The organism is Streptomyces sp. IBSBF 3136 (genome assembly GCF_036815105.1).
Lineage (GTDB): Bacteria > Actinomycetota > Actinomycetes > Streptomycetales > Streptomycetaceae > Streptomyces.
Window position 1 is genome coordinate 1 of record NZ_JAJSZC010000083.1, and the last position, 18,232, is coordinate 18,232.

The following is an 18,232-nucleotide window of genomic DNA, read 5'->3' on the forward strand; positions in this document are numbered from 1 at the left end:
GGGCCGGGGTGCCCGGCGCGGCGTACGGATTGGGGGCGCCGGCGCCCGGAGCGCCGTACCCGGGCGCCGGAGCGCCGCCGTACGGCCCCGAGGCAGGCGTCGGCATCGCGAACGGCTGCCCGCCCTGCTGGGGCGGCGGCGGGGCGTACCAGCCCGGCTGGCCCTGGCCGGGGACCGGCATGGGCGGCTGGGCGCCCGGCGGCAGCGGCTGCTGGAGGCCCGCCTTCTGGTCGATGGTCGAGCGGTAGTCGACGGCGCCCTGCGTCATCCGCATGTACGCCTCCTCCAGCGAGGCCTGGTGCGGCGACAGTTCCCACAGCCGGACGCCCGCCTCGAACGCGAGGTCGCTGATGCGGGGGAGCGGCAGGCCGGTCACCCGCAGCGCTCCGTCCTGCTCGGGCAGGACGTGGCCGCCCGCCTCGGTGAGCGCGGAGGACAGCTTCTCGCGCAGCTGGGGCTCGCTCTCGGGGGTGCGGACCCGCGCGAAGTCCGCCGAGTTGGCGGAGATGAAGTCCTTGACGCTCATGTCGGCGAGGAGCTGTCCGCGCCCGATCACGATGAGGTGGTCGGCGGTCAGCGCCATCTCGCTCATCAGGTGCGAGGAGACGAAGACCGTGCGGCCCTCCGCCGCCAGCGCCTTCATCAGGTTGCGCACCCACAGGATGCCCTCGGGGTCGAGGCCGTTGACCGGCTCGTCGAAGAGCAGCACCTGGGGGTCGCCGAGCAGGGCGGCCGCGATGCCGAGGCGCTGGCCCATGCCGAGCGAGAAGCCCTTGGAGCGCTTCCTCGCCACCTCCTGGAGGCCGACCACCCCGAGCACCTCGTCCACCCGGCGGGCCGGGATGCCGGAGAGCTGGGCGAGGCTGAGCAGGTGGTTGCGCGCGGAGCGGCCGCCGTGCACCGCCTTGGCGTCCAGCAGCGCGCCGACCTGGCGGGGGGCGTTGGGCAGCTTGCGGTAGGGGTAGCCGCCGATGGTCACCGAGCCGGACGTCGGGTTGTCCAGCCCCAGGATCATCCGCATGGTCGTCGACTTGCCCGACCCGTTCGGCCCGAGGAAGCCGGTCACTGCCCCCGGCCGCACCTGGAAGGAAAGGTTGTACACGGCGGTCTTGTCGCCGTAGCGCTTCGTCAGGCCTACAGCCTCGATCATGCTCCGCACCCATCAAAAGGTTCAGGACAGCGGGGCACACGCCCCCGTAAGGGTTAGGAGGATATCCGGGCGCTGACGGTTCCGCTCAAGAGCGGGTAAAGCCAGGTCGTGCCCGTACGGCCCGCCGACGCTCACTGCGCGTCCCGGTGCCTGAGCAGGAGGTAGCCGCCCACGAGGGACGCGACCACCCACAGCACCATGATCCCGAGCCCGCCCCAGGGCCCGTAGGGGGTGTCGTCGCCGATCCGGGGGACCACCCGCATGATCCGGCTGCCGGCCTGGTCGGGCAGGAACCGGCCGACCTTCCTCGTGGCGCTCACGTTGCCGAGGATGGTGGAGATGAGGAAGAAGAACGGCATCAGGATGCCCAGCGAGAGCATCGGCGAGCGCAGCATCACGGCCACGCCCATGGAGAACATCGCGATCAGGGTCATGTAGAGGCCGCCCCCGACGACCGCGCGCAGCACGCCCGGGTCGCCGATCCGGGTGCCCAGGGGGCCGAGCATGGCCTGCCCGAGGAAGAAGGCGGCGAAGCTGGTGACCATGCCGACGAGCAGGGCGAGCGCGGTGGCCACGGTGATCTTGCTGAACAGGAAGGTGCCGCGCCGGGGTACCGNGCTGGTGACCATGCCGACGAGCAGGGCGAGCGCGGTGGCCACGGTGATCTTGCTGAACAGGAAGGTGCCGCGCCGGGGTACCGCGGCCAGGGAGACGCGGATCATGCCGGTGCTGTACTCGTTGGACACGACCAGCACCCCGAACACGATCATGGCGAGCTGGCCGAGGGTCATGCCGGCGAAGCTGACGACCGTGGGGTCGAAGGAGAGCCGGTCCGTCACGGGCATGTTGTCGAACTGGCTCCTCGACAGCGCGGAGATGAGCATCCCGAGCGCGAGGGTGACCACCACGGCCAGCGACAGCGTCCACACCGTGGACGCGACCGACCGGATCTTGGTCCACTCGGACCGGATGACCTGCACGGCCGCCATGGGTCAGGCCCCCTTCCCGCCGGCGTCCCAGTCGCGCGGGGCCGCGGCGGGCCCGGCGTGCGCGTGGTACTCGACCGACTCCGCCGTCAGCCGCATGAACGCCTCCTCCAGCGACGCCTGCCGCGGGCTCAGTTCGTGCAGCACGATCCCGGACCGCGCGGCCAACTCCCCGATCCGCTCCGCCTTGCCGCCCTCCACCTCCAGCGTGCCACCGCCCGCCTCCACCACGGTGATGCCGTCCTCCCGGAGCACATCGAGGAGCCGTTCCCGCTGCGGGGACCGGATCCGGACATAACTGCGCGAGTTCTGCCGGATGAAGTCGGCCATGGAGGTGTCGGCCAGCAGCCGCCCCTGTCCGATGACCACCAGATGATCGGCGGTCAGCGCCATCTCGCTCATCAGATGGCTCGACACGAACACCGTCCGTCCCTGCGCGGCCAGCGACTTCATCAGGTTCCGGATCCAGTGGATGCCCTCCGGGTCGAGCCCGTTGACCGGCTCGTCGAACATCAGGATGCGCGGGTCCCCGAGCAGCGCGGCCGCGATCCCGAGCCGCTGCCCCATCCCGTACGAGAACCCCTTGGCCTTCTTCCGCGCCACCGCGGTCAGCCCGACCGTGTCGAGCACCTCGTCCACCCGCCGCCGGGCGATGCCGTTGCTCTGGGCGAGACAGAGCAGGTGGTTGTAGGCGCTCCGGCCGCCGTGCACGGCCTTGGCGTCCAGCAGCGCCCCGATGTACGTCAGCGGGTCCGTCAGCTCGGCGTAGTGCCGGCCGTCGATCCGGACGTCGCCCGCGGTGGGCCGGTCCAGACCGAGGATCATCCGCATGGTCGTGGACTTCCCGGCGCCGTTCGGCCCGAGGAAACCCGTCACGATGCCCGGGCGCACGGCGAAGGTGAGACGGTCCACCGCGACCTTCTCGCCGTACCGCTTCGTCAGCCCGTCGAGCTCGATCATGCGGCCACGCTATGACCGCTGTTGGGCGGCTGCCACTCGGGCGGGCGCGGGGGCCGAGGGCTCCTGCGGAACACGGTGCGGACGGCACCGGCGATCGTGGCGGCGGGGGCGGCGGCCGGGCTCGCGGTGGAGTTCCACCTGCTGGGCCGGACGTCCGTGCCCGGCCATTCCTGCGGCGGCCGGTACGCGGTCTCGGGCTACGGCGTTGCGCGACGGCCGGCGGCTGTGGCACACCGGCCTCGCGGACGTCGCCGCGCGCGCCCCGGCCGGACCCGGCCGCGTCGCCGTGCTCGGCCACGGCCGGCTGTGGACCCTCGCCACGCGCGACGGGCCCCCGCGTCGGCGAGGACGACGGCGTCCCGGTGCGCACCGGCCGCCACAGCGCCGGCGGCCGGCCGCTGCGGGCGAGCGGCACCCGGCTCGTCGTCAACGGCGACGGCACCGACGACCCGCCCCTGCCAGGGCTGCGCCGGCGCGCACGCGTAAGGGGCGGCGGGACCAGGTCCCACCGCCCCTTCCGGAGTCCTCGGACTGCCGGGACCTACCGGGACTGCTGCGCCGGAACGCCCCGGGAGATCGGCTCGTCCTCGGCGGGGGAGCCGGCCGCGGCCACCGCGGCGCCGGTCAGCGTGGCGAGCATCTCGCGGACGTTCGTCAGCTGGGCGTTGATCGAGTCGCGGCGGTTGGTGAGGGCGGCCAGCTCGCGCTCGGATTCCGACCGGATGCGGTCGGCCTTGGCGTTCGCGTCGGCCACGATGTCCTCGGCCTGGCGCTGGGCCGTCTCCACCGTCTGGCGGGCGCGGCGCTCGGCGTCGGTGCGCAGCTTCTCCGCCTCCAGGCGCAGCTGCTCGGCACGGTGCTCGATCTCGGCGAGACGCTTCTCGGCCTTCTGCTGACGCGAGGCCAGGTCGCGCTCGGACTGCTCCCGGCGCTTGGCGAGGTTCGTCTCGAAGTCGGCGGCGGCCTGCGCGGCCTTGGCGCGGGTCTCCTCGAAGAGGGCGTCCGCCTCCTCGCGCTTGGACTGCGCGTCCTTCTGCGCGTCGGAGCGCAGCTGGGAGGCGTCGCTCTTGGCCTTCTCGACGATCCGGACGCCCTCGTCCTCGGCCTTGGCCTTGCGCTCGGCCGCGAAGGACTCGGCGTCGTTGCGGACCTGCTGGGCGGCCGACTCGGCCAGCTCGCGGTGCTGCTCGGCCGCGCGCCGCGCCTCCTCACGCAGATCCTTCGCCTCTTCCTCGGCGAGGCGCAGGATCTTCTCGACCCGAGCGCCGAGACCCGCGTACGACGGCTCGGCGTCGGTGATCTGGGCCTGGGCGTTCTGCGTCTCGAGGTGGAGCTCCTCGATGCGCTTCTCCAGAGCGGTGATGCGGGCGAGAGCGCTGTCACGGTCGGAGACGAGCTTGGAGATACGTTCGTCCACCTGAGCGCGGTCGTACCCACGCCGCACAAGCTCGAAGCCGTAGGGGGAAGTGTCGCTCATGGGGTTCCTGTCAATGAGACCGGTGAGGTGATAAGGGGAATCCTAGGGGCCGAAGCGGTGTGTCATCGAGCGGATACGGTTTTGATCTGGAGAATGGCACCTCTTTTGGGTGGCTGACCGTGGGACGGCTTGCCAAAGAGCGGGGCAAAGCCCCTCAGAAGATCTGGAAGCGGCCGCAACCGCTAGCTCTCCGACGACTTGCCACCCGATCGAGGGGGACCGACGGTGGCACCCGCCTTGACCCCGCCCTCCTTGCCGGACGAGGGGGCCTCGAAGGACTCCAGCGCCTCCAGGACGTCCTGCACCCGGGAGATCTCGGCGTTGATGTCCTCGCGCCGGCGCACCAGGATCTCCAGCTCGCGCTTGCCCTCGTCGACCGTGCGCCGGGCCTCGCGGATCGCCTCGGCCTTCAGCTCCTCGGCCTCCTTGACCAGCGTGGCCTTCTTCTGCTCGGCCTCCTTGAGCAGGCCCTCGGCCTTCTTGACGGCGGCGATCCGGACCTTGCCCGCCTCGGAACTCGCCTCCGACACCATCTCCTTGGCCTTCGCCTGCGCCTTGGCCAGCTGCTCCTCGGCCGCCTTGATGAGCGCGTCGCACCGGTCGCCGGTGGACTTCATCGTCTCGGCCGCCTCGCGGCGGGCCCGCTCGTGCAGCTCCTCGATCTCGGTGGTGACCCGGTCGCGCAGCTCCTCCGCCCGCTCCCTTATGGCGGTCGCGTCCCGGCGGGCGCCGATCAGCAGCTCGTCGGCGTCCGTACGGGCCTTCTCCACCAGCGAGTTGCCCTCGACGGTAGCCTCGGAGACGATCCGGTCGGCCTCGCTGCGGGCCGCGCCCACCATCGTGTCGGCCTGCGACTCGGCGTCCGCTGTGGTCTGCAGCGCCTGCTGCTGGGCCTCGGTGAGGAGCTTGTCCGCCTCCGCCGTGGTCTCCGTGATGAGCGTGTCGACCTGCTCGGCCGCCTCCGACCGCCGCTTGTTGGCCTCCTGGCGGGCCTCGTCCAGGGTCCGCTCGGCCTCCTCGCGCGCGGAGCCGACCAGCCGCTCGGCCGCCGCCTCCGCGTCCGCCGCGAGCCGCTCGGCGTCGGCACGCAGCCGATCCGCGTGCCGCTGGGCCGAGCCGACCTTCTCGGCGGCGTCGGCGCGCAGCCGCTCGGCGTCGCCGGTGGCGTCCGCCACGAGCCGCTCGGCGTTCGCGACGGCCTCGGCGCGCACCCGCTCGGCCTCGGCGGCCGTCTCGGTGCGCAGCCGCTCCGCCTCGTTGCCGGCCTCGGTGATGAGGGTGTCGGCCTGGGTGGCCGCGTCCGACCGCATGCGGTTGGCGTCCTCCCGGGCGTCCGCCCGGGTGCGGGACGCGGCCTGGTCGGCCTCGGCGAGCTTGTCCGACGCCTCCGTGCGCACCCGCTGGGCGTAGTCGCCGGCGTCGGAGCGCAGCCGCTCGGACTCCGCGATCGCCTCCGCGACCGTGCGCTCGGCGAGCGCCTTGGCGGCCTCCGCCTCCTCGTTCGCCTCGCGCCGCAGCCGCGTGGCGTCCTCGCCGGCCCGCTCCCGCTCCGCGTAGGCGTCGGTGCGGACCCGGTCCGCCTCCTCCTCGGCCTCCCGGCGGGTACGGTCCGCCGCGTGCTCGGCGGCCGAGCGCAGCCCGGCGATCTCCTCCTGCGCCTGCTCGTGCAGCCCCGCGACGGAGTCCCGTACCTGCTGGGCGTGCTGCTCGGCGGCGGACACCATCTCGGTGGCGCGCCGGTCGGCCTCCTCGACCAGCCGGGTCGCCTCGGTCTGCGCGTCCTCCACGCGCCTGCGCGCCGAGGCCAGCAGCTCCTCGCTCTGCTCGCGGGCCCGCTCGCGCTCCTGGTCGGCCTCGGACCGCGCGGCACCGAGCAGTTCCTCGGCCTCGCGGCGGCGCCGGGCCGCCTCCTCCTGGGCGGCGGCGAGCGTCTCGGACGCCTCGGTGCCCAGCCGCTCCGCGGCGGCCTGCGCCTCGGCGCGCATCCGGTCGGCGCTGTCCTGGGCCTCGACCTTGAGCCGCTCCGCCTCGGCGGCCGCCTCCGAGCGCAGGCGTACGGCGACGGACTCGCCCTCGGCGCGCGAGGCTGACGCGTCGGCCGCGGCCTCGTCGCGCAGCCGCTCGGCCTCGGCCTCGGCCTGCTGCCGGAGCGCGCGGATCCGCTCGGCGGACTCCGAGCGCAGCCGCTCGGCCTCCTCGCCGGCCTCCCGGCGGATCCGGGCCGCATCCTCGCGGGCTTCGGCGAGTGCCTCCTCGGCCGCCGTCAGCCGCTCCTGGGTCTCCGTCTGGAGCCGGGTCAGCTCCCCAGCGGCCTCGTCACGGCGGGCCTCGACGGCCCGCTCGGTCTCCTCGCGCAGTTCGCGCGCGGCCTGCTCGGCGTCGGCACGGACCGTCTCGGCCTCTTCGGCGGCCTCTCCGCGCAGCCGCTCGGCCTCCTTGCGGGCGCGCTCCAGGGTCTCCTCGGCTTGCCGGCGCAGTGAGGTGGCCCGCTCGATGGCCTCGGTGCGGACCTTCTCGCTGTCCCCGGTCGCCTTCTGCCGCAGCTCGTCGGCGTCCGCCTTGGCCTTGGCCAGCAGTTCCTCGGCGGACCTGGCCGCCTCCTCGATCTGCGCCACGGCCTCGCGGCGGGCCTCGGCGCGGATCGACTCGCCCTCGGCGACCGCGTCGGCGCGCAGCTGCTCGGCCTCGCCGCGCAGTCGGCGGGCCTCCTCCTGCAGCTCGACCGTCTTGGCGCGGTACTCCTTGGTGTCGTCCTTCGCCGCGCCCTTGAGCTCCTCGGCGATGTCGTGCGCCTCGGCGCGCAGCCGGTCCGCCTCGGCCTCGGCCTCGGTACGGATCCGCTCGGCCTCCTCGGCCGCCGCCCTGGTCGTCTTCTTGGCGTCCTCCGACGCCTTGTTGAGGACGTCCTCGGCGGTCCTGGCCGCCTTGGAGAGCTGGCTCGCGCTCTCCTCGGCGGTGATCGCGCGGGCCTTCTCGGCCGCCTCGGCGACGATCTTCTCGGCCTCGGCCCGTGCGTCGGCGACCAGCTGCTCGGCCTCGGACCGGGTGGTCTCGGCCTCCTTGGTGGCCTCCTCGACCAGCCGGGCGACCTGCTCCTTGGCCGTACGCGTGCGGGTCTCGTTGGCGGCCTCGGCGCTGGACAGCCTCTTCGAGGCGGCCTGCTCGGCCTCCGTGACCAGCTTCTCGGCCTCGGACTGCGCCTTGCGCAGCGCCTCCTCGGCCTCGGCCATGCGTTGTTCGGCGGCCCGGCTCAGCTCGGCGGCCTGCCGGCGGGCGGCGTCCGACTCGCTGACGGTGGAGGTGCGCAGCTGCTCGGCGTGGTCGGTGGCCTCCTGGGCCTGCGTGGAGGCGGCGTTCAGCAGCCGTTCGGCGTCCGTGCGGGCGCGGCGCAGGATCTGCTCGGCCTCGGCGCGGGCGGCCTCGGCGTCGCCCTGCAGGCGCTCGCGGGCCTCCCGGGTGAGCCGCTCGGCCTCGGCGCGGGCGGTGGCCATGGCCTGCTCGGCCTCGGCGCGGGACTCGTCGAGCAGCCGGCGGGCCTGCTGCTCGGTGCGGGCGCGCAGCTGCTCGGCCCACGCCACGTTCTCGTTGACGTGCGACTCGACGGTCTGGCGCCGCTCGGCGAGCTCCTGGTCGAGCTGCTGGCGGCGGGTGACCGCCTCCTGGTGCAGCTCGGCCTGCAGGCGGGCGGCCTGCTCGGCGTGCTCCTGCAGGATGCGCTGCGTCTGCGCGCGGGCCTGGCTCAGCTCCCGCTCGGCGTCCTGACGCAGCTGATCGGCCTGCATCTGGGCATTACGGAGCAACTGCTCGGCCTGATAGCCGATGTCACCCCCGTCGTAGGCGGGCCGGGTCATCAGAGTGCGGCGCGCCTCGTGCAGCTTGGCGCGCAGCACCTCGACCTGGTAGCCGAGGTCCTCGGCGTGCTGGATCGCCTTTTCCCGCTCGGTCCTCAGCCGCTTCATCTCGGCCTCGAACCGAGAGAGGTGGTCGACGTCAGCCGCCGGCTCTCGCTCCTGGCTCTCGTAGCCCCGCACTGCGCGGTCCCATCCGTCCCCTGGTCAGCTTCTCCAACGAGCACCGTCCATCCGCCGAACGGGGCCCCCGGGGAATGGTGTCAGATCAACGGCGGAGCACGGGCTGCTGCCCCGACGCTCGTCCCCCGAAACCCGGACCCCGGCATGCGGTCGTCCCCCGCCTTCGGGGACGACCGCCCCCAACCCTACCGGCCCATATGTACGGGGGTCAGTGCTCGGGCGACTCAACAGGGGCCGAAGTGACCAGTTCTGTCAGGACGCCGTGGCAATCCTTGGGGTGCAGGAAGGTGATCCGCGACCCCATGGAGCCGCGTCGTGGCTCGTCGTACAGAACGCGTACGCCCTTGCCGCGGATCTCGTCCGCGTCCCCGTCCACATCCGCCGTACCGAAGGCGATGTGGTGCACGCCCTCCCCGTTCTTGGCCAGCCACTTGCCGACCGCGGAGTCCTCCCGGGTCGGTTCCAGCAGCTGGAGGTAGGAGGCGCCGCCGTCGGACGTCTCGTTGATCTTGAGCATGGCCTCCCGCACGCCCTGCTCCTCGTTGACCTCGGTGTGGAACACCTCGAAGCCGTACGTGGCCCGGTAGAACTCGACGGTCGCGTCGAGGTCGTGGCAGGCGATCCCGATGTGGTCGATTCGCGTCAGCATGGAATCAGTGCAGCGCCAAGGCGGTGGTTACGCAACGTGCGCGCGATCACACCGACGGGCCGATGACGGCACGGAGTGCCACTCAGTACATTCGAAGTAAACCCTCGTTCACTCCTCGGCTGTGCAGGCCGGTAAGGGGATCGCAGCTCATGTCTTCTGGAACGAACACCTCGGTGATCGTCGCGGGCGCGCGTACGCCCATGGGACGGTTGCTCGGCTCGCTGAAGTCCTTCTCCGGGGCCGATCTCGGCGGCTTCGCGATCAAGGCCGCCCTCGACCGTGCGGGTATCGGTGGCGACCAGGTGCAGTACGTGATCATGGGGCAGGTGCTGCAGGCCGGCGCCGGGCAGATCCCGGCCCGCCAGGCCGCGGTCAAGGCCGGCATCCCGATGAGCGTCCCCGCGCTCACCATCAACAAGGTCTGCCTGTCCGGCCTGGACGCGATCGCCCTCGCCGACCAGCTCATCCGCGCCGGCGAGTTCGACATCGTCGTCGCCGGCGGCCAGGAGTCCATGACCAACGCCCCGCACCTGCTGCCCAAGTCCCGCGAGGGCTTCAAGTACGGCGCGGTGCAGATGCTCGACGCGATGGCCTACGACGGCCTGACCGACGCCTTCGAGAACATCGCCATGGGCGAGTCGACGGAGAAGCACAACACGCGCCTCGGCATCCAGCGCCCGGAGCAGGACGAGATCGCCGCCCTGTCCCACCAGCGGGCCGCCGCGGCGCAGAAGAACGGCGTCTTCGAGGCCGAGATCACCCCGGTCGAGATCCCGCAGCGCAAGGGCGAGCCGGTCGTCTTCAGCAAGGACGAGGGCATCCGCGGCGACACCACCGCCGAGTCGCTCGGCAAGCTGCGCCCGGCCTTCGCCAAGGACGGCACGATCACGGCCGGCTCCTCCTCGCAGATCTCGGACGGCGCGGCCGCCGTGGTCGTGATGAGCAAGGCCAAGGCCGAGGAGCTGGGCCTTCAGTGGCTCGCGGAGATCGGCGCGCACGGCAACGTGGCCGGCCCGGACAACTCGCTGCAGTCGCAGCCGTCCAACGCCATCCGGCACGCCCTGAAGAAGGAGGACCTGGAGGTCTCCGACCTCGACCTCATCGAGATCAACGAGGCGTTCGCCGCCGTGGCCGTGCAGTCAATGAAGGACCTCGGCGTGTCCACGGAAAAGGTGAACGTCAACGGCGGCGCGATCGCCCTGGGTCACCCGATCGGCATGTCCGGCGCCCGGCTCGTGCTCCACTTGGCGCTGGAGCTCAAGCGGCGCGGCGGCGGCGTCGGCGCGGCCGCGCTGTGCGGTGGCGGCGGTCAGGGCGACGCCCTGATCGTGCGGGTCCCGAAGGCCTGAGTTCCAGTTACGTCTGTGAAGTGAACGGAGCTGTTTGATGCAGGACGTCTCCTCTCTGGTGGCCCAGGCCAGGGACGGCCGGCCGCGGGCCGTGGCCCGGCTGATCTCACTGGTGGAGGGGGCGTCCCCGCAGCTCAGGGAGGTCATGGCGGCACTGGCCCCGCTGACCGGCAACGCCTACGTGGTGGGTTTGACCGGCTCGCCGGGTGTCGGCAAGTCGACCTCGACCTCCGCACTCGTCACCGCGTATCGCAAACAGGGCAAACGCGTGGGCGTCCTGGCCGTCGACCCCTCGTCACCGTTCTCCGGAGGCGCGCTGCTCGGCGACCGGGTCCGGATGTCGGACCACGCCTCCGACCCCGGGGTCTACATCCGTTCGATGGCCACCCGGGGCCACCTCGGCGGCCTGGCCTGGGCGGCGCCGCAGGCGATCCGGGTGCTGGACGCGGCGGGCTGCGACGTGATCCTGGTGGAGACGGTCGGCGTCGGCCAGTCGGAGGTCGAGATCGCCTCCCAGGCGGACACCAGCGTGGTGCTGCTGGCCCCGGGCATGGGCGACGGCATCCAGGCGGCGAAGGCCGGAATCCTGGAGATCGGTGACGTCTACGTGGTCAACAAGGCCGACCGGGACGGAGCCGACGCCACCGCCCGCGAGCTGAACCACATGCTGGGCCTGGGCGAGTCCCGCGGCCCGGGCGACTGGCGGCCGCCCATCGTCAAGACGGTCGCGGCCCGCGCGCAGGGCGTCGACGAGGTGGTCGAGGCGCTGGAGAAGCACCGCGCGTGGATGGAGGAGCGCGGTGTGCTCACCGAACGGCGCAAGGCGCGCGCGTCCCGCGAGGTGGAGACGATCGCGGTCACCGCGTTGCGCGAACGCATCGCGGACCTGCACGGCGACCGCCGCCTCAGCGCCCTGGCCGAGCGGATCGTCGCCGGGGAGCTCGACCCCTACCGCGCGGCGGACGAACTCGTGGCGGGCCTGACCCGGAGCTGAGGTTCCCCGGCGGCCCCGGTCGGCCGAGCCCGTACGGGTGAATCGCCGGCGGCCCCCGGAGCTCCGGGCGGACCCGGGGCCCTGGGGGCGTCCGCCGGTCTCAGGGGCGCCCCCGCTGCCCCCTCAGGTGCTCGGCGATCGGCCTGAGCGCCTTGTCCAGCTCTATCAGGGCCTCCGGCGGCAGGAGGTCGATGAAGTGCCGCCGCACCGAGGACACATGGTGCGGTGCGACCTTGCGCATCGTCTCCATGCCGTGCTCCGTCAGCACGGCGAACAGCCCCCGGCGGTCGGACTCGCAGTTCTCCCGCCGTACCAGGTTCGCGTTCTCCATCCGCGTGATCTGGTGCGAGAGCCGGCTCTTCGACTGCAGGGTGGCGGAGGCGAGGTCGCTCATCCGCATCCGCACGTCCTCCGACTCCGAGAGGTTCACGAGGATCTCGTAGTCGTTCATTGTCAGGCCGAACGGCTGCAGGTCTTTTTCGAGCTGGTACGTCAACAGCCTGTTGACCTCCAGGTGGGTGCGCCAGGCGCACTGCTCCGCATCGGTCAGCCAGCGCGTGGCCGTCTCGGTCTCCATGAATGAAGTCTACCTAAGAAGTTGAATGGCGAACTACTTCGGGTGGTGTGACTGTGCGCACGCGTTCGATGTCACACTCCGCAGACTACCGCTCACAGCCCGAAGCGACGCTGGAGGTCTCCCAGCTGTCCGGGAAGGCGCGGTACGCCCGCCGATTGCGGACCGTGTCCACCCGGTGCCGCTCCGCCACCGCCGGGGACCCCCGGCTCGGGCGGAACCACCCCCGTCGCCAGCTCGGCCATCAGGGCCTCGCTGGACTGCAGCAGGACCGTCCCGGCTCCCACGAACTCGAACTGGTGCTCCTCGCCGGATGCCCCGCCCAGGCCCGTCATCGCACGTAGACCGCCCATGACGCCCGTGAGGTACCCGTGGTCGTAGTGATGACACGGAGACGGGCAGTCGGCCCACCCGACCAGCGCCTGGGGGTCCACCCGGATCGGAGGTTCCATGAACACCACCGGCCCGTTAGATGCGGCCACGAACTTTCCGGTTCCGATAAGGGTCAGAAAACCTGGCACGATCGATTGCTTGAGCGCGAGACTTGGCTGAAAAGCGAGCAGGTTGCCCGCGCGAATGGTCAAGTTCCCGTCGTCCAGGTCGTAGGAGTTGACGTCGAAGGCCCGGTCGGCCAGCAGCATCTTGCCGGAGCCGGCCGCCACCACCCAGTCGCTCGCGTGCAGTGGCGAATGGAAAGAGGTGCGGACAAGTCGGTCGAGTCGCCCGTGCCCGATGCCGTTGAACTCGATCGCCCCGTAGTAGGCGATCATCTTCCCCTTCTGCAGGAACCACTGGCCGCTCTTGAGCTCGACGCAGAACGTGTACTTGTTCACGTTGTCGTCGGCGGGCAGGGTCACGGGGTCGAACACCACGGGGCCGCCGGGGGTTCCGTACGCGCTCACAGCTTCTCCTCCGAGGCCTGGACGTACACCGTGCCGCTGCCGCTCAGCTCCAGCTGGAAGGCCTCGCCGGAGCCGCGGCCCACCATGTCGCGCCAGCCGAGCGCGCTGGACAGCTTGTTGCGGACGTCGCCGTGGTGGGCGACGTACGCCTGCGGGTCCACGTGGACCGGGCGCTGCGGTGTGATCGGGATCTCGAAGACGCCGCCGTGCGCCATCACGGCCACCGCCCCCTGGCCCTGCAGCGTGGTGGTGAACAGGCCCTGCCCGGTGACCTGCCCGCGGACCATGCCCATGACCCCGCCCTGCGAGCCCATGAACATCGTGCCCTGACGCAGGGTGCCCTCGAAGGCGAGCAGCCGGTCGGCCTCGACGTACAACGTGTCGCCCGAGAGGCGGATGACGTGCACGTGGTGGCCGCCGTGCCCGAAGAAGACGGTGCCGCTGCCCTCGACGGTCATCAGCGGGGTCGACTCGCCGGCCACCCGCCGCCCGATCATGGACGTCAGGCCGCCCTGACCGCCCTGGAGGCTGGGCGTGAAGGACACGTCCCCCTTGTAGGCGAGCATCGCGCCGCGCTGGCTGAACAGCCGCTGCCCGGGCAGCACGGTCGCCTCGACCATCTTGGAGTTGATCTCCCGGAAGCTCATCTCACAGGTCCCCCGCGATCGTGTTCCGCTCGCTCGGCTGCACGTACACGAGACCGTCGCCCTCGAAGCGGATCTGGAAGGCCTCGCCGCCGCCCTCCCCGAAGAAGGTGCGGAAGGTCACACCGGACTGGAAGGACTGCCGTACGTCGCCCTGGTGGGCGATGTACGCGCCGGGGTCGACGATCAGCGGGTACTGCGGACTGACCCGCAGCACCACGGCGGGCCCGTCGGACATGATCGCCGCCTGCCCGTGCCCCTCGACGGTCGTGGTGAACAGCCCGTTGCCCTGGGAGGCGCCGCGCAGCCCGGTGAACGTCGTGCCCGTTCGCAGGCCCTCGTCGGTCGCGAGCAGGTTGCTCGACTCGACGTAGAGCCTGTCCCCCCGCAGGGCGACCAGGTTGATCTCCGACGCCCGGTCCGCGAACCAGCACGTGCCCTGGCCTCTCACCTCCATCACCGTCATCTGCTCACCGGTGAGCCGCCGGGTCACCATCCCGCGCAGCCCCTCGCCGCCACCGCTCAGTTTCTTGAAGGTCATCTGCCCGTCGTACGCGACCATCGAGCCGTTCTTCGCCTTCACGGCATCCCCGGTCATGTCGACGGCGAGCACCTTGCTCCCTTGGAGCCGGAACATCGCCACGCTGGGAAAGTAGCGGCCGACCGGGTGGGCCGAACAGGGCCCCCGGGTGGACGACGACCCTGAGCGCACCCCTACGGGCCGTGTTTGCCACAATGGGGTGACGCTTGTGCATGCGTTCACGAACCGGCAGTCCGTAACCGGCAGACCGTCGTCGCAACTCCCACCGAAGGTGATCCGTGGACATCAAGACCGCCACCGCCCTCCGCCGCCTCCGCCTGGTCTCCGCCCCGGAGGCCGTGTCCTTCCTGGTCCTGCTGGTCTGCTCGGTGCTCAAGCGCACCACGGACTTCAACGCGGTGCCGGTGATGGGCGCGGTGCACGGTGTCCTCTTCCTGCTGTACCTGGTCTTCTGGGCGGACGCCTGGAACCGTGCCCGGTGGAGCTTCGGTACGGCCGCCCTCTACTTCGTCCTCTCCGTGCTGCCCACGGGCGGCTTCTTCGCCGAGCGCAGGCTGCGCCGCGAGGCCGAGGACGCCGTCATCGCGGCCCGCGCCCGCAAGGAAAGCGTGGTGGAGGCATGATCGTCGCCTTCTCCGTGACCCCCCTGGGGGTCGGCGAGGACGTGGGGGAGTACGTCGCCGACGCCGTCCGGGTGGTCCGCGAGTCCGGCCTGCCGAACCGCACCGACGCGATGTTCACCTCCGTCGAGGGGGAGTGGGACGAGGTCATGGACGTCGTCCGCCGCGCCGTCGCCGCCGTCGAGGCGCGGGCGCCCCGGGTGTCGCTCGTCCTCAAGGCCGACATCAGGCCCGGCGTGACCGACGGGCTCACCTCCAAGGTCGAGACCGTCGAGCGCCACCTGGCGCGCTAGCGCCGGCCGCGACGCGCGAACCCCGGTCCTCACGGGCCGGGGTTTTCTCTTCCCACCCCTTTGAGCGATCGCTCAAAGGGGTGTAGTTTGCCTCACGGACAGTTTTGAGCGGATGCTCAAACCATGCTCTGAGGTGGGGGAACACCATGGGTCTCTACATAGAGACACGGATCGACGCCGACCTGGACGAACTCTGGGCACGCACCCAGGACCCCGCCCAGCACCAGCGCTGGGACCTGCGGTTCACCGAGATCGACCCCCTTCCGTGCGCCGAGGGCGAACCGCGGCGCTTCCGGTACGCCACCCGGGTGCTGCCCTTCCTCACGGTGTCGGGCACCGGCGTCGCGGCGGGCGAGAAGGAGCGCCCCGACGGCACCCGCACCTCCGCCCTGCGCTTCGCCTCGCCGCACCCCCTCTCCCCGCTCGCCGAGGGCAGCGGCTACTGGCGGTACGTACCCGAGGCGCACGGCGTCCGCTTCCTCACCGGCTACGACTACCGCCCCCGCTGGGGCGCCCTCGGCGCGCTCGCCGACCGGCTGCTGTTCCGCAGGCTGATGGGGTGGGCGACCGCCTGGTCCTTCGACCGGCTGCGGCTGTGGCTGGAGCGGGGCATCACCCCCGAGCGGGCCCTGGTCAACTGGCTGGCCGAGCTGGCGGTGCGGGCGCTGGTGCTCACCGTGTGCCTGACCGGTCTGGGGCTCGAGCCGGCCGTCCGCGTCTTCGGCCGGTTCGGGGCGGCCGTGGCCTACCTGTGCCCGCTGCTGCTGCTCGTCGCGGTGTCGCTCGCCCTGCTCAAGGCGCCCCTCGCCTGCACCCCGGCGGCCCGCCGCTGCCTGCGCGCCCCGGTCACCTCCGCCCGCGCGCCCCGCGTCCTGCGCACCCTGGAGGAGCGCGGATGACCACCACGGCACGCACCCGCTCGATGTTCCAGCGGGTGCTGGGCGACGACTTCGACCGGCTCCATCCACAGCTGAGGCGCCGCTTCTCGGTGGGCCTGGCGAGCGGCGAGGCGTGCACCGGCCGGGGCGTCATGCACCGGATCTGGCACGGCCCCGCGTTCGTGCGGCCGTTCCTCGCGCTCGGCGCCACCCGCAACATCCTCGTCCCGCGCGCCGGCCGCGACGTCCCCTTCGTGATCGAGAACGTGCCGTACACCGACACCTTCGGGCGTGAGACGGTGAGTTTCGTGCGCACCTTCGACCTGCCCGGCCGGGCCCGCCGCTTCGACGCCCAGATGGTGCTCAGCCCCAAGGGGGACCGCGTCCTCGACTACCTCGGCACCCACCAGCACCTGGCCAGCGAACTCCACTTCGCCGCCGAGCCCGACGGCTCGCTGCTGATCCGCTCCGGCGAGCACCGCTTCCGGGAGGGCCCGGTGGACGTCCGGGTCCCCGAGCTGGTCGGCGCCACCGCCGAGGTGCGCGAGTCCTACGACGACACGGCGGGCCGTTTCCGCATCCGGGTGAGCGTGGTCAACCGCTACGTCGGGCCGCTCTTCGGCTACGAGGGCTCGTTCACCGCGTCGTACACGAGCGTCCGGTCCCGCGGTGTGCGGCCCGGGCTGCGCCCGGTGCGCGAGGAGGCGCGCGCATGAGCCCCGAGACGGCGAAGTCCCAGGAGACGAAGACCAAGCTGCTGGAGGGCGCGCTGCGCACACTCACCGAGCAGGGCATCGCCAAGACCTCGGCCCGTACGGTCGCCTCGGCGGCCGGGGTCAACCAGGCGCTGGTCTTCTACCACTTCGGCTCGGTCGACGAACTGCTCGCCGCCGCGTGCCGCTACGGCGCGGAGAAGTCCGTGGCGAACTACCGCGACCGGCTCGCCGCCGTCTCCTCCCTCTCCGAGCTGCTCGCCGTCGGGCGCGAGATCCACGAGCGGGAACGGGCCGACGGCCATGTCGCCCTCCTGGGCCAGTTGCTGGCCGGCGCGCCCACCCACGCGGCCCTCGGCCCCGCCGCGGCGGGCGGACTGGATCTGTGGATCGCCGAGATCGAGCAGGTGCTGCGGCGGGTGCTCGCCGCGACCCCGTTCGGCGAGTTCACCGACCCGGCGGCCCTCGCCCGCGCGATCGCCGCGTCGTTCGTCGGCATCGAGCTGTACGAGGGCGCGGACGAGGCGGGCGCGCACGCGGCCCTGGACGCCCTCGAACAGCTCGGCGCCCTGGTCGCGGCGCTGGAGGAACTGGGTCCGGTCGCCCAGCGTGCGGTCCGCCACCACCTCCGCCGCAAGGGCCGCTGAGCGCTCCGCGGGTTCGTGGGGGTCCGGGGCACGTGTCCCTTCCCGGGCGGGTGAAGGAGGGACACGGTGACGCCCGCGAGGCGGTGGCCCGTGGGTGGTGGGTCCGGCGCCGACCGATGGGGCGCGTCCCGGGGCGTCGGCCGGTGCGGGCGGTCGATCCGTGGCTTGCGGGGCAGCGCAACGGAGTCGGCGGGGTGGGTCCGGCGCGGGGGAGCCGGTTCCGTGGGCGACCGAAAGGCGAGACGGGGCTGACCGGCATATGACCGGCCGGTAGGGTCTGATGACGTGCCGAAGCCTCTCAGCCTTCCCTTCGACCCCATCGCCCGCGCCGACGAGCTCTGGAAGCAGCGCTGGGGAAACGTGCCGTCCATGGCCGCGATCACCTCCATCATGCGGGCCCAGCAGATCCTGCTGTCCGAGGTCGACGCGGTGGTCAAGCCGTACGGACTGACCTTCGCGCGGTACGAGGCGCTGGTGCTGCTCACCTTCTCCAAGGCGGGCGAGCTGCCCATGTCCAAGATCGGCGAGCGGCTGATGGTGCACCCCACGTCCGTGACGAACACCGTGGACCGGCTGGTCCGCTCCGGCCTGGTGGCCAAGCGCCCCAATCCCAACGACGGCCGCGGCACCCTCGCCGTCATCACCGACAAGGGCCGCGAGGTGGTCGACGCGGCCACCCGGGACCTGATGTCGATGGACTTCGGCCTCGGCGTGTACGACGCCGAGGAGTGCGGGGAGATCTTCGCCATGCTGCGCCCGCTGCGGATCGCGGCACACGACTTCGCGGAGGAGTGACCCGGGACAAGATCTCCCGGAACGGGCCG

At 72.0% G+C, this 18,232-nt stretch carries 18 protein-coding genes; 8 read left to right on the forward strand and 10 right to left on the reverse strand.

Features of this window, described 5'->3' with window-relative positions; translation table 11 throughout:
• The 6 genes from V7E45_RS19235 to mce form a co-directional block, all read right to left on the reverse strand.
• The coding region (locus V7E45_RS19235) for an ABC transporter ATP-binding protein (RefSeq protein ID WP_333775416.1) at positions 1-1,150 on the reverse strand (1,150 nt) is incomplete at its 3' end.
• 131 nt (positions 1,151-1,281) lie between these two features.
• Positions 1,282-2,139, reverse strand: a complete 858-nt coding sequence (locus tag V7E45_RS19240; protein ID WP_333775417.1) for an ABC transporter permease — start codon at positions 2,137-2,139, stop codon at positions 1,282-1,284.
• 3 nt (positions 2,140-2,142) lie between these two features.
• Complete coding sequence (locus tag V7E45_RS19245) at positions 2,143-3,096, reverse strand: ABC transporter ATP-binding protein (RefSeq protein WP_333775418.1); 954 nt, start codon at positions 3,094-3,096, stop codon at positions 2,143-2,145.
• 541 nt (positions 3,097-3,637) lie between these two features.
• A complete protein-coding gene (locus tag V7E45_RS19250; RefSeq protein WP_333775419.1) occupies positions 3,638-4,573 on the reverse strand; it encodes a cellulose-binding protein in 936 nt (311 codons plus the stop codon).
• Between the two features lie 182 nt (positions 4,574-4,755).
• A complete protein-coding gene (gene scy / locus V7E45_RS19255; RefSeq protein WP_333775420.1) occupies positions 4,756-8,604 on the reverse strand; it encodes a polarized growth protein Scy in 3,849 nt (1,282 codons plus the stop codon).
• 208 nt (positions 8,605-8,812) lie between these two features.
• The gene (gene mce / locus V7E45_RS19260) at positions 8,813-9,253 is read right to left on the reverse strand and encodes a methylmalonyl-CoA epimerase (RefSeq protein ID WP_133920352.1); all 441 of its coding nucleotides are present in this window, start codon (positions 9,251-9,253) and stop codon (positions 8,813-8,815) included.
• Between the two features lie 149 nt (positions 9,254-9,402).
• Between mce and V7E45_RS19265 the strand changes: the two genes are divergently transcribed.
• Positions 9,403-10,602, forward strand: coding sequence for an acetyl-CoA C-acetyltransferase (locus V7E45_RS19265; protein ID WP_333775421.1), 1,200 nt, complete (start codon positions 9,403-9,405; stop codon positions 10,600-10,602).
• 37 nt (positions 10,603-10,639) lie between these two features.
• Complete coding sequence (gene meaB, locus V7E45_RS19270; RefSeq protein ID WP_333775422.1) at positions 10,640-11,596, forward strand: methylmalonyl Co-A mutase-associated GTPase MeaB; 957 nt, start codon at positions 10,640-10,642, stop codon at positions 11,594-11,596.
• A gap of 100 nt (positions 11,597-11,696) precedes the next feature.
• Here the strand turns inward: meaB and V7E45_RS19275 are convergent, their stop codons facing one another.
• From V7E45_RS19275 to V7E45_RS19290, 4 genes are all read right to left on the reverse strand, one after another.
• The gene (locus V7E45_RS19275) at positions 11,697-12,173 is read right to left on the reverse strand and encodes a MarR family winged helix-turn-helix transcriptional regulator (protein ID WP_333775423.1); all 477 of its coding nucleotides are present in this window, start codon (positions 12,171-12,173) and stop codon (positions 11,697-11,699) included.
• Positions 12,174-12,265: 92 nt separating this feature from the next.
• A complete protein-coding gene (locus V7E45_RS19280; RefSeq protein WP_333775424.1) occupies positions 12,266-13,072 on the reverse strand; it encodes an AIM24 family protein in 807 nt (268 codons plus the stop codon).
• The gene (locus V7E45_RS19285) at positions 13,069-13,719 is read right to left on the reverse strand and encodes an AIM24 family protein (RefSeq protein WP_333775425.1); all 651 of its coding nucleotides are present in this window, start codon (positions 13,717-13,719) and stop codon (positions 13,069-13,071) included. Before V7E45_RS19285 ends, V7E45_RS19280 begins: the two co-directional genes overlap by 4 nt.
• A gap of 1 nt (position 13,720) precedes the next feature.
• Positions 13,721-14,353 (reverse strand): AIM24 family protein, encoded by a 633-nt coding sequence (locus V7E45_RS19290; protein ID WP_333775440.1) that lies wholly within the window; start codon positions 14,351-14,353, stop codon positions 13,721-13,723.
• A 182-nt stretch (positions 14,354-14,535) separates the two neighbouring features.
• Between V7E45_RS19290 and V7E45_RS19295 the strand changes: the two genes are divergently transcribed.
• The 6 genes from V7E45_RS19295 to V7E45_RS19320 all read left to right on the forward strand — a co-directional run bounded on the left by V7E45_RS19295 (position 14,536) and on the right by V7E45_RS19320 (position 18,203).
• Entirely contained in the window at positions 14,536-14,880 is a 345-nt protein-coding gene (locus tag V7E45_RS19295; protein WP_333775426.1) for a DUF3817 domain-containing protein, read from the forward strand.
• Positions 14,877-15,170, forward strand: a complete 294-nt coding sequence (locus tag V7E45_RS19300) for an MTH1187 family thiamine-binding protein (protein ID WP_133025253.1) — start codon at positions 14,877-14,879, stop codon at positions 15,168-15,170. Before V7E45_RS19295 ends, V7E45_RS19300 begins: the two co-directional genes overlap by 4 nt.
• A gap of 146 nt (positions 15,171-15,316) precedes the next feature.
• Positions 15,317-16,069: a hypothetical protein gene (locus V7E45_RS19305; protein ID WP_333775427.1), complete on the forward strand. Its 753-nt coding sequence runs from the start codon at positions 15,317-15,319 to the stop codon at positions 16,067-16,069.
• Positions 16,066-16,764 (forward strand): DUF4166 domain-containing protein, encoded by a 699-nt coding sequence (locus V7E45_RS19310; protein ID WP_333775428.1) that lies wholly within the window; start codon positions 16,066-16,068, stop codon positions 16,762-16,764. Before V7E45_RS19305 ends, V7E45_RS19310 begins: the two co-directional genes overlap by 4 nt.
• The gene (locus V7E45_RS19315) at positions 16,761-17,408 is read left to right on the forward strand and encodes a TetR/AcrR family transcriptional regulator (protein WP_333775429.1); all 648 of its coding nucleotides are present in this window, start codon (positions 16,761-16,763) and stop codon (positions 17,406-17,408) included. Before V7E45_RS19310 ends, V7E45_RS19315 begins: the two co-directional genes overlap by 4 nt.
• A 285-nt stretch (positions 17,409-17,693) precedes the next feature.
• Positions 17,694-18,203, forward strand: coding sequence for a MarR family winged helix-turn-helix transcriptional regulator (locus V7E45_RS19320; protein ID WP_317445459.1), 510 nt, complete (start codon positions 17,694-17,696; stop codon positions 18,201-18,203).
• Positions 18,204-18,232: the final 29 nt, after the last annotated feature.

What these genes read in the sequence shown, in the direction of transcription:
- V7E45_RS19290 (WP_333775440.1), bottom strand. Translation starts at nt 14,353, where the DNA reads ATGTTCCGGCTCCAAGGGAGCAAGGTGCTCGCCGTCGACATGACCGGG.
- V7E45_RS19250 (WP_333775419.1), bottom strand. Translation starts at nt 4,573, where the DNA reads ATGAGCGACACTTCCCCCTACGGCTTCGAGCTTGTGCGGCGTGGGTAC.
- V7E45_RS19245 (WP_333775418.1), bottom strand. Translation starts at nt 3,096, where the DNA reads ATGATCGAGCTCGACGGGCTGACGAAGCGGTACGGCGAGAAGGTCGCG.
- V7E45_RS19305 (WP_333775427.1), top strand. Translation starts at nt 15,317, where the DNA reads ATGGGTCTCTACATAGAGACACGGATCGACGCCGACCTGGACGAACTC.
- mce (WP_133920352.1), bottom strand. Translation starts at nt 9,253, where the DNA reads ATGCTGACGCGAATCGACCACATCGGGATCGCCTGCCACGACCTCGAC.
- V7E45_RS19310 (WP_333775428.1), top strand. Translation starts at nt 16,066, where the DNA reads ATGACCACCACGGCACGCACCCGCTCGATGTTCCAGCGGGTGCTGGGC.
- V7E45_RS19265 (WP_333775421.1), top strand. Translation starts at nt 9,403, where the DNA reads ATGTCTTCTGGAACGAACACCTCGGTGATCGTCGCGGGCGCGCGTACG.
- V7E45_RS19285 (WP_333775425.1), bottom strand. Translation starts at nt 13,719, where the DNA reads ATGAGCTTCCGGGAGATCAACTCCAAGATGGTCGAGGCGACCGTGCTG.
- V7E45_RS19275 (WP_333775423.1), bottom strand. Translation starts at nt 12,173, where the DNA reads ATGGAGACCGAGACGGCCACGCGCTGGCTGACCGATGCGGAGCAGTGC.
- meaB (WP_333775422.1), top strand. Translation starts at nt 10,640, where the DNA reads ATGCAGGACGTCTCCTCTCTGGTGGCCCAGGCCAGGGACGGCCGGCCG.
- V7E45_RS19315 (WP_333775429.1), top strand. Translation starts at nt 16,761, where the DNA reads ATGAGCCCCGAGACGGCGAAGTCCCAGGAGACGAAGACCAAGCTGCTG.
- V7E45_RS19300 (WP_133025253.1), top strand. Translation starts at nt 14,877, where the DNA reads ATGATCGTCGCCTTCTCCGTGACCCCCCTGGGGGTCGGCGAGGACGTG.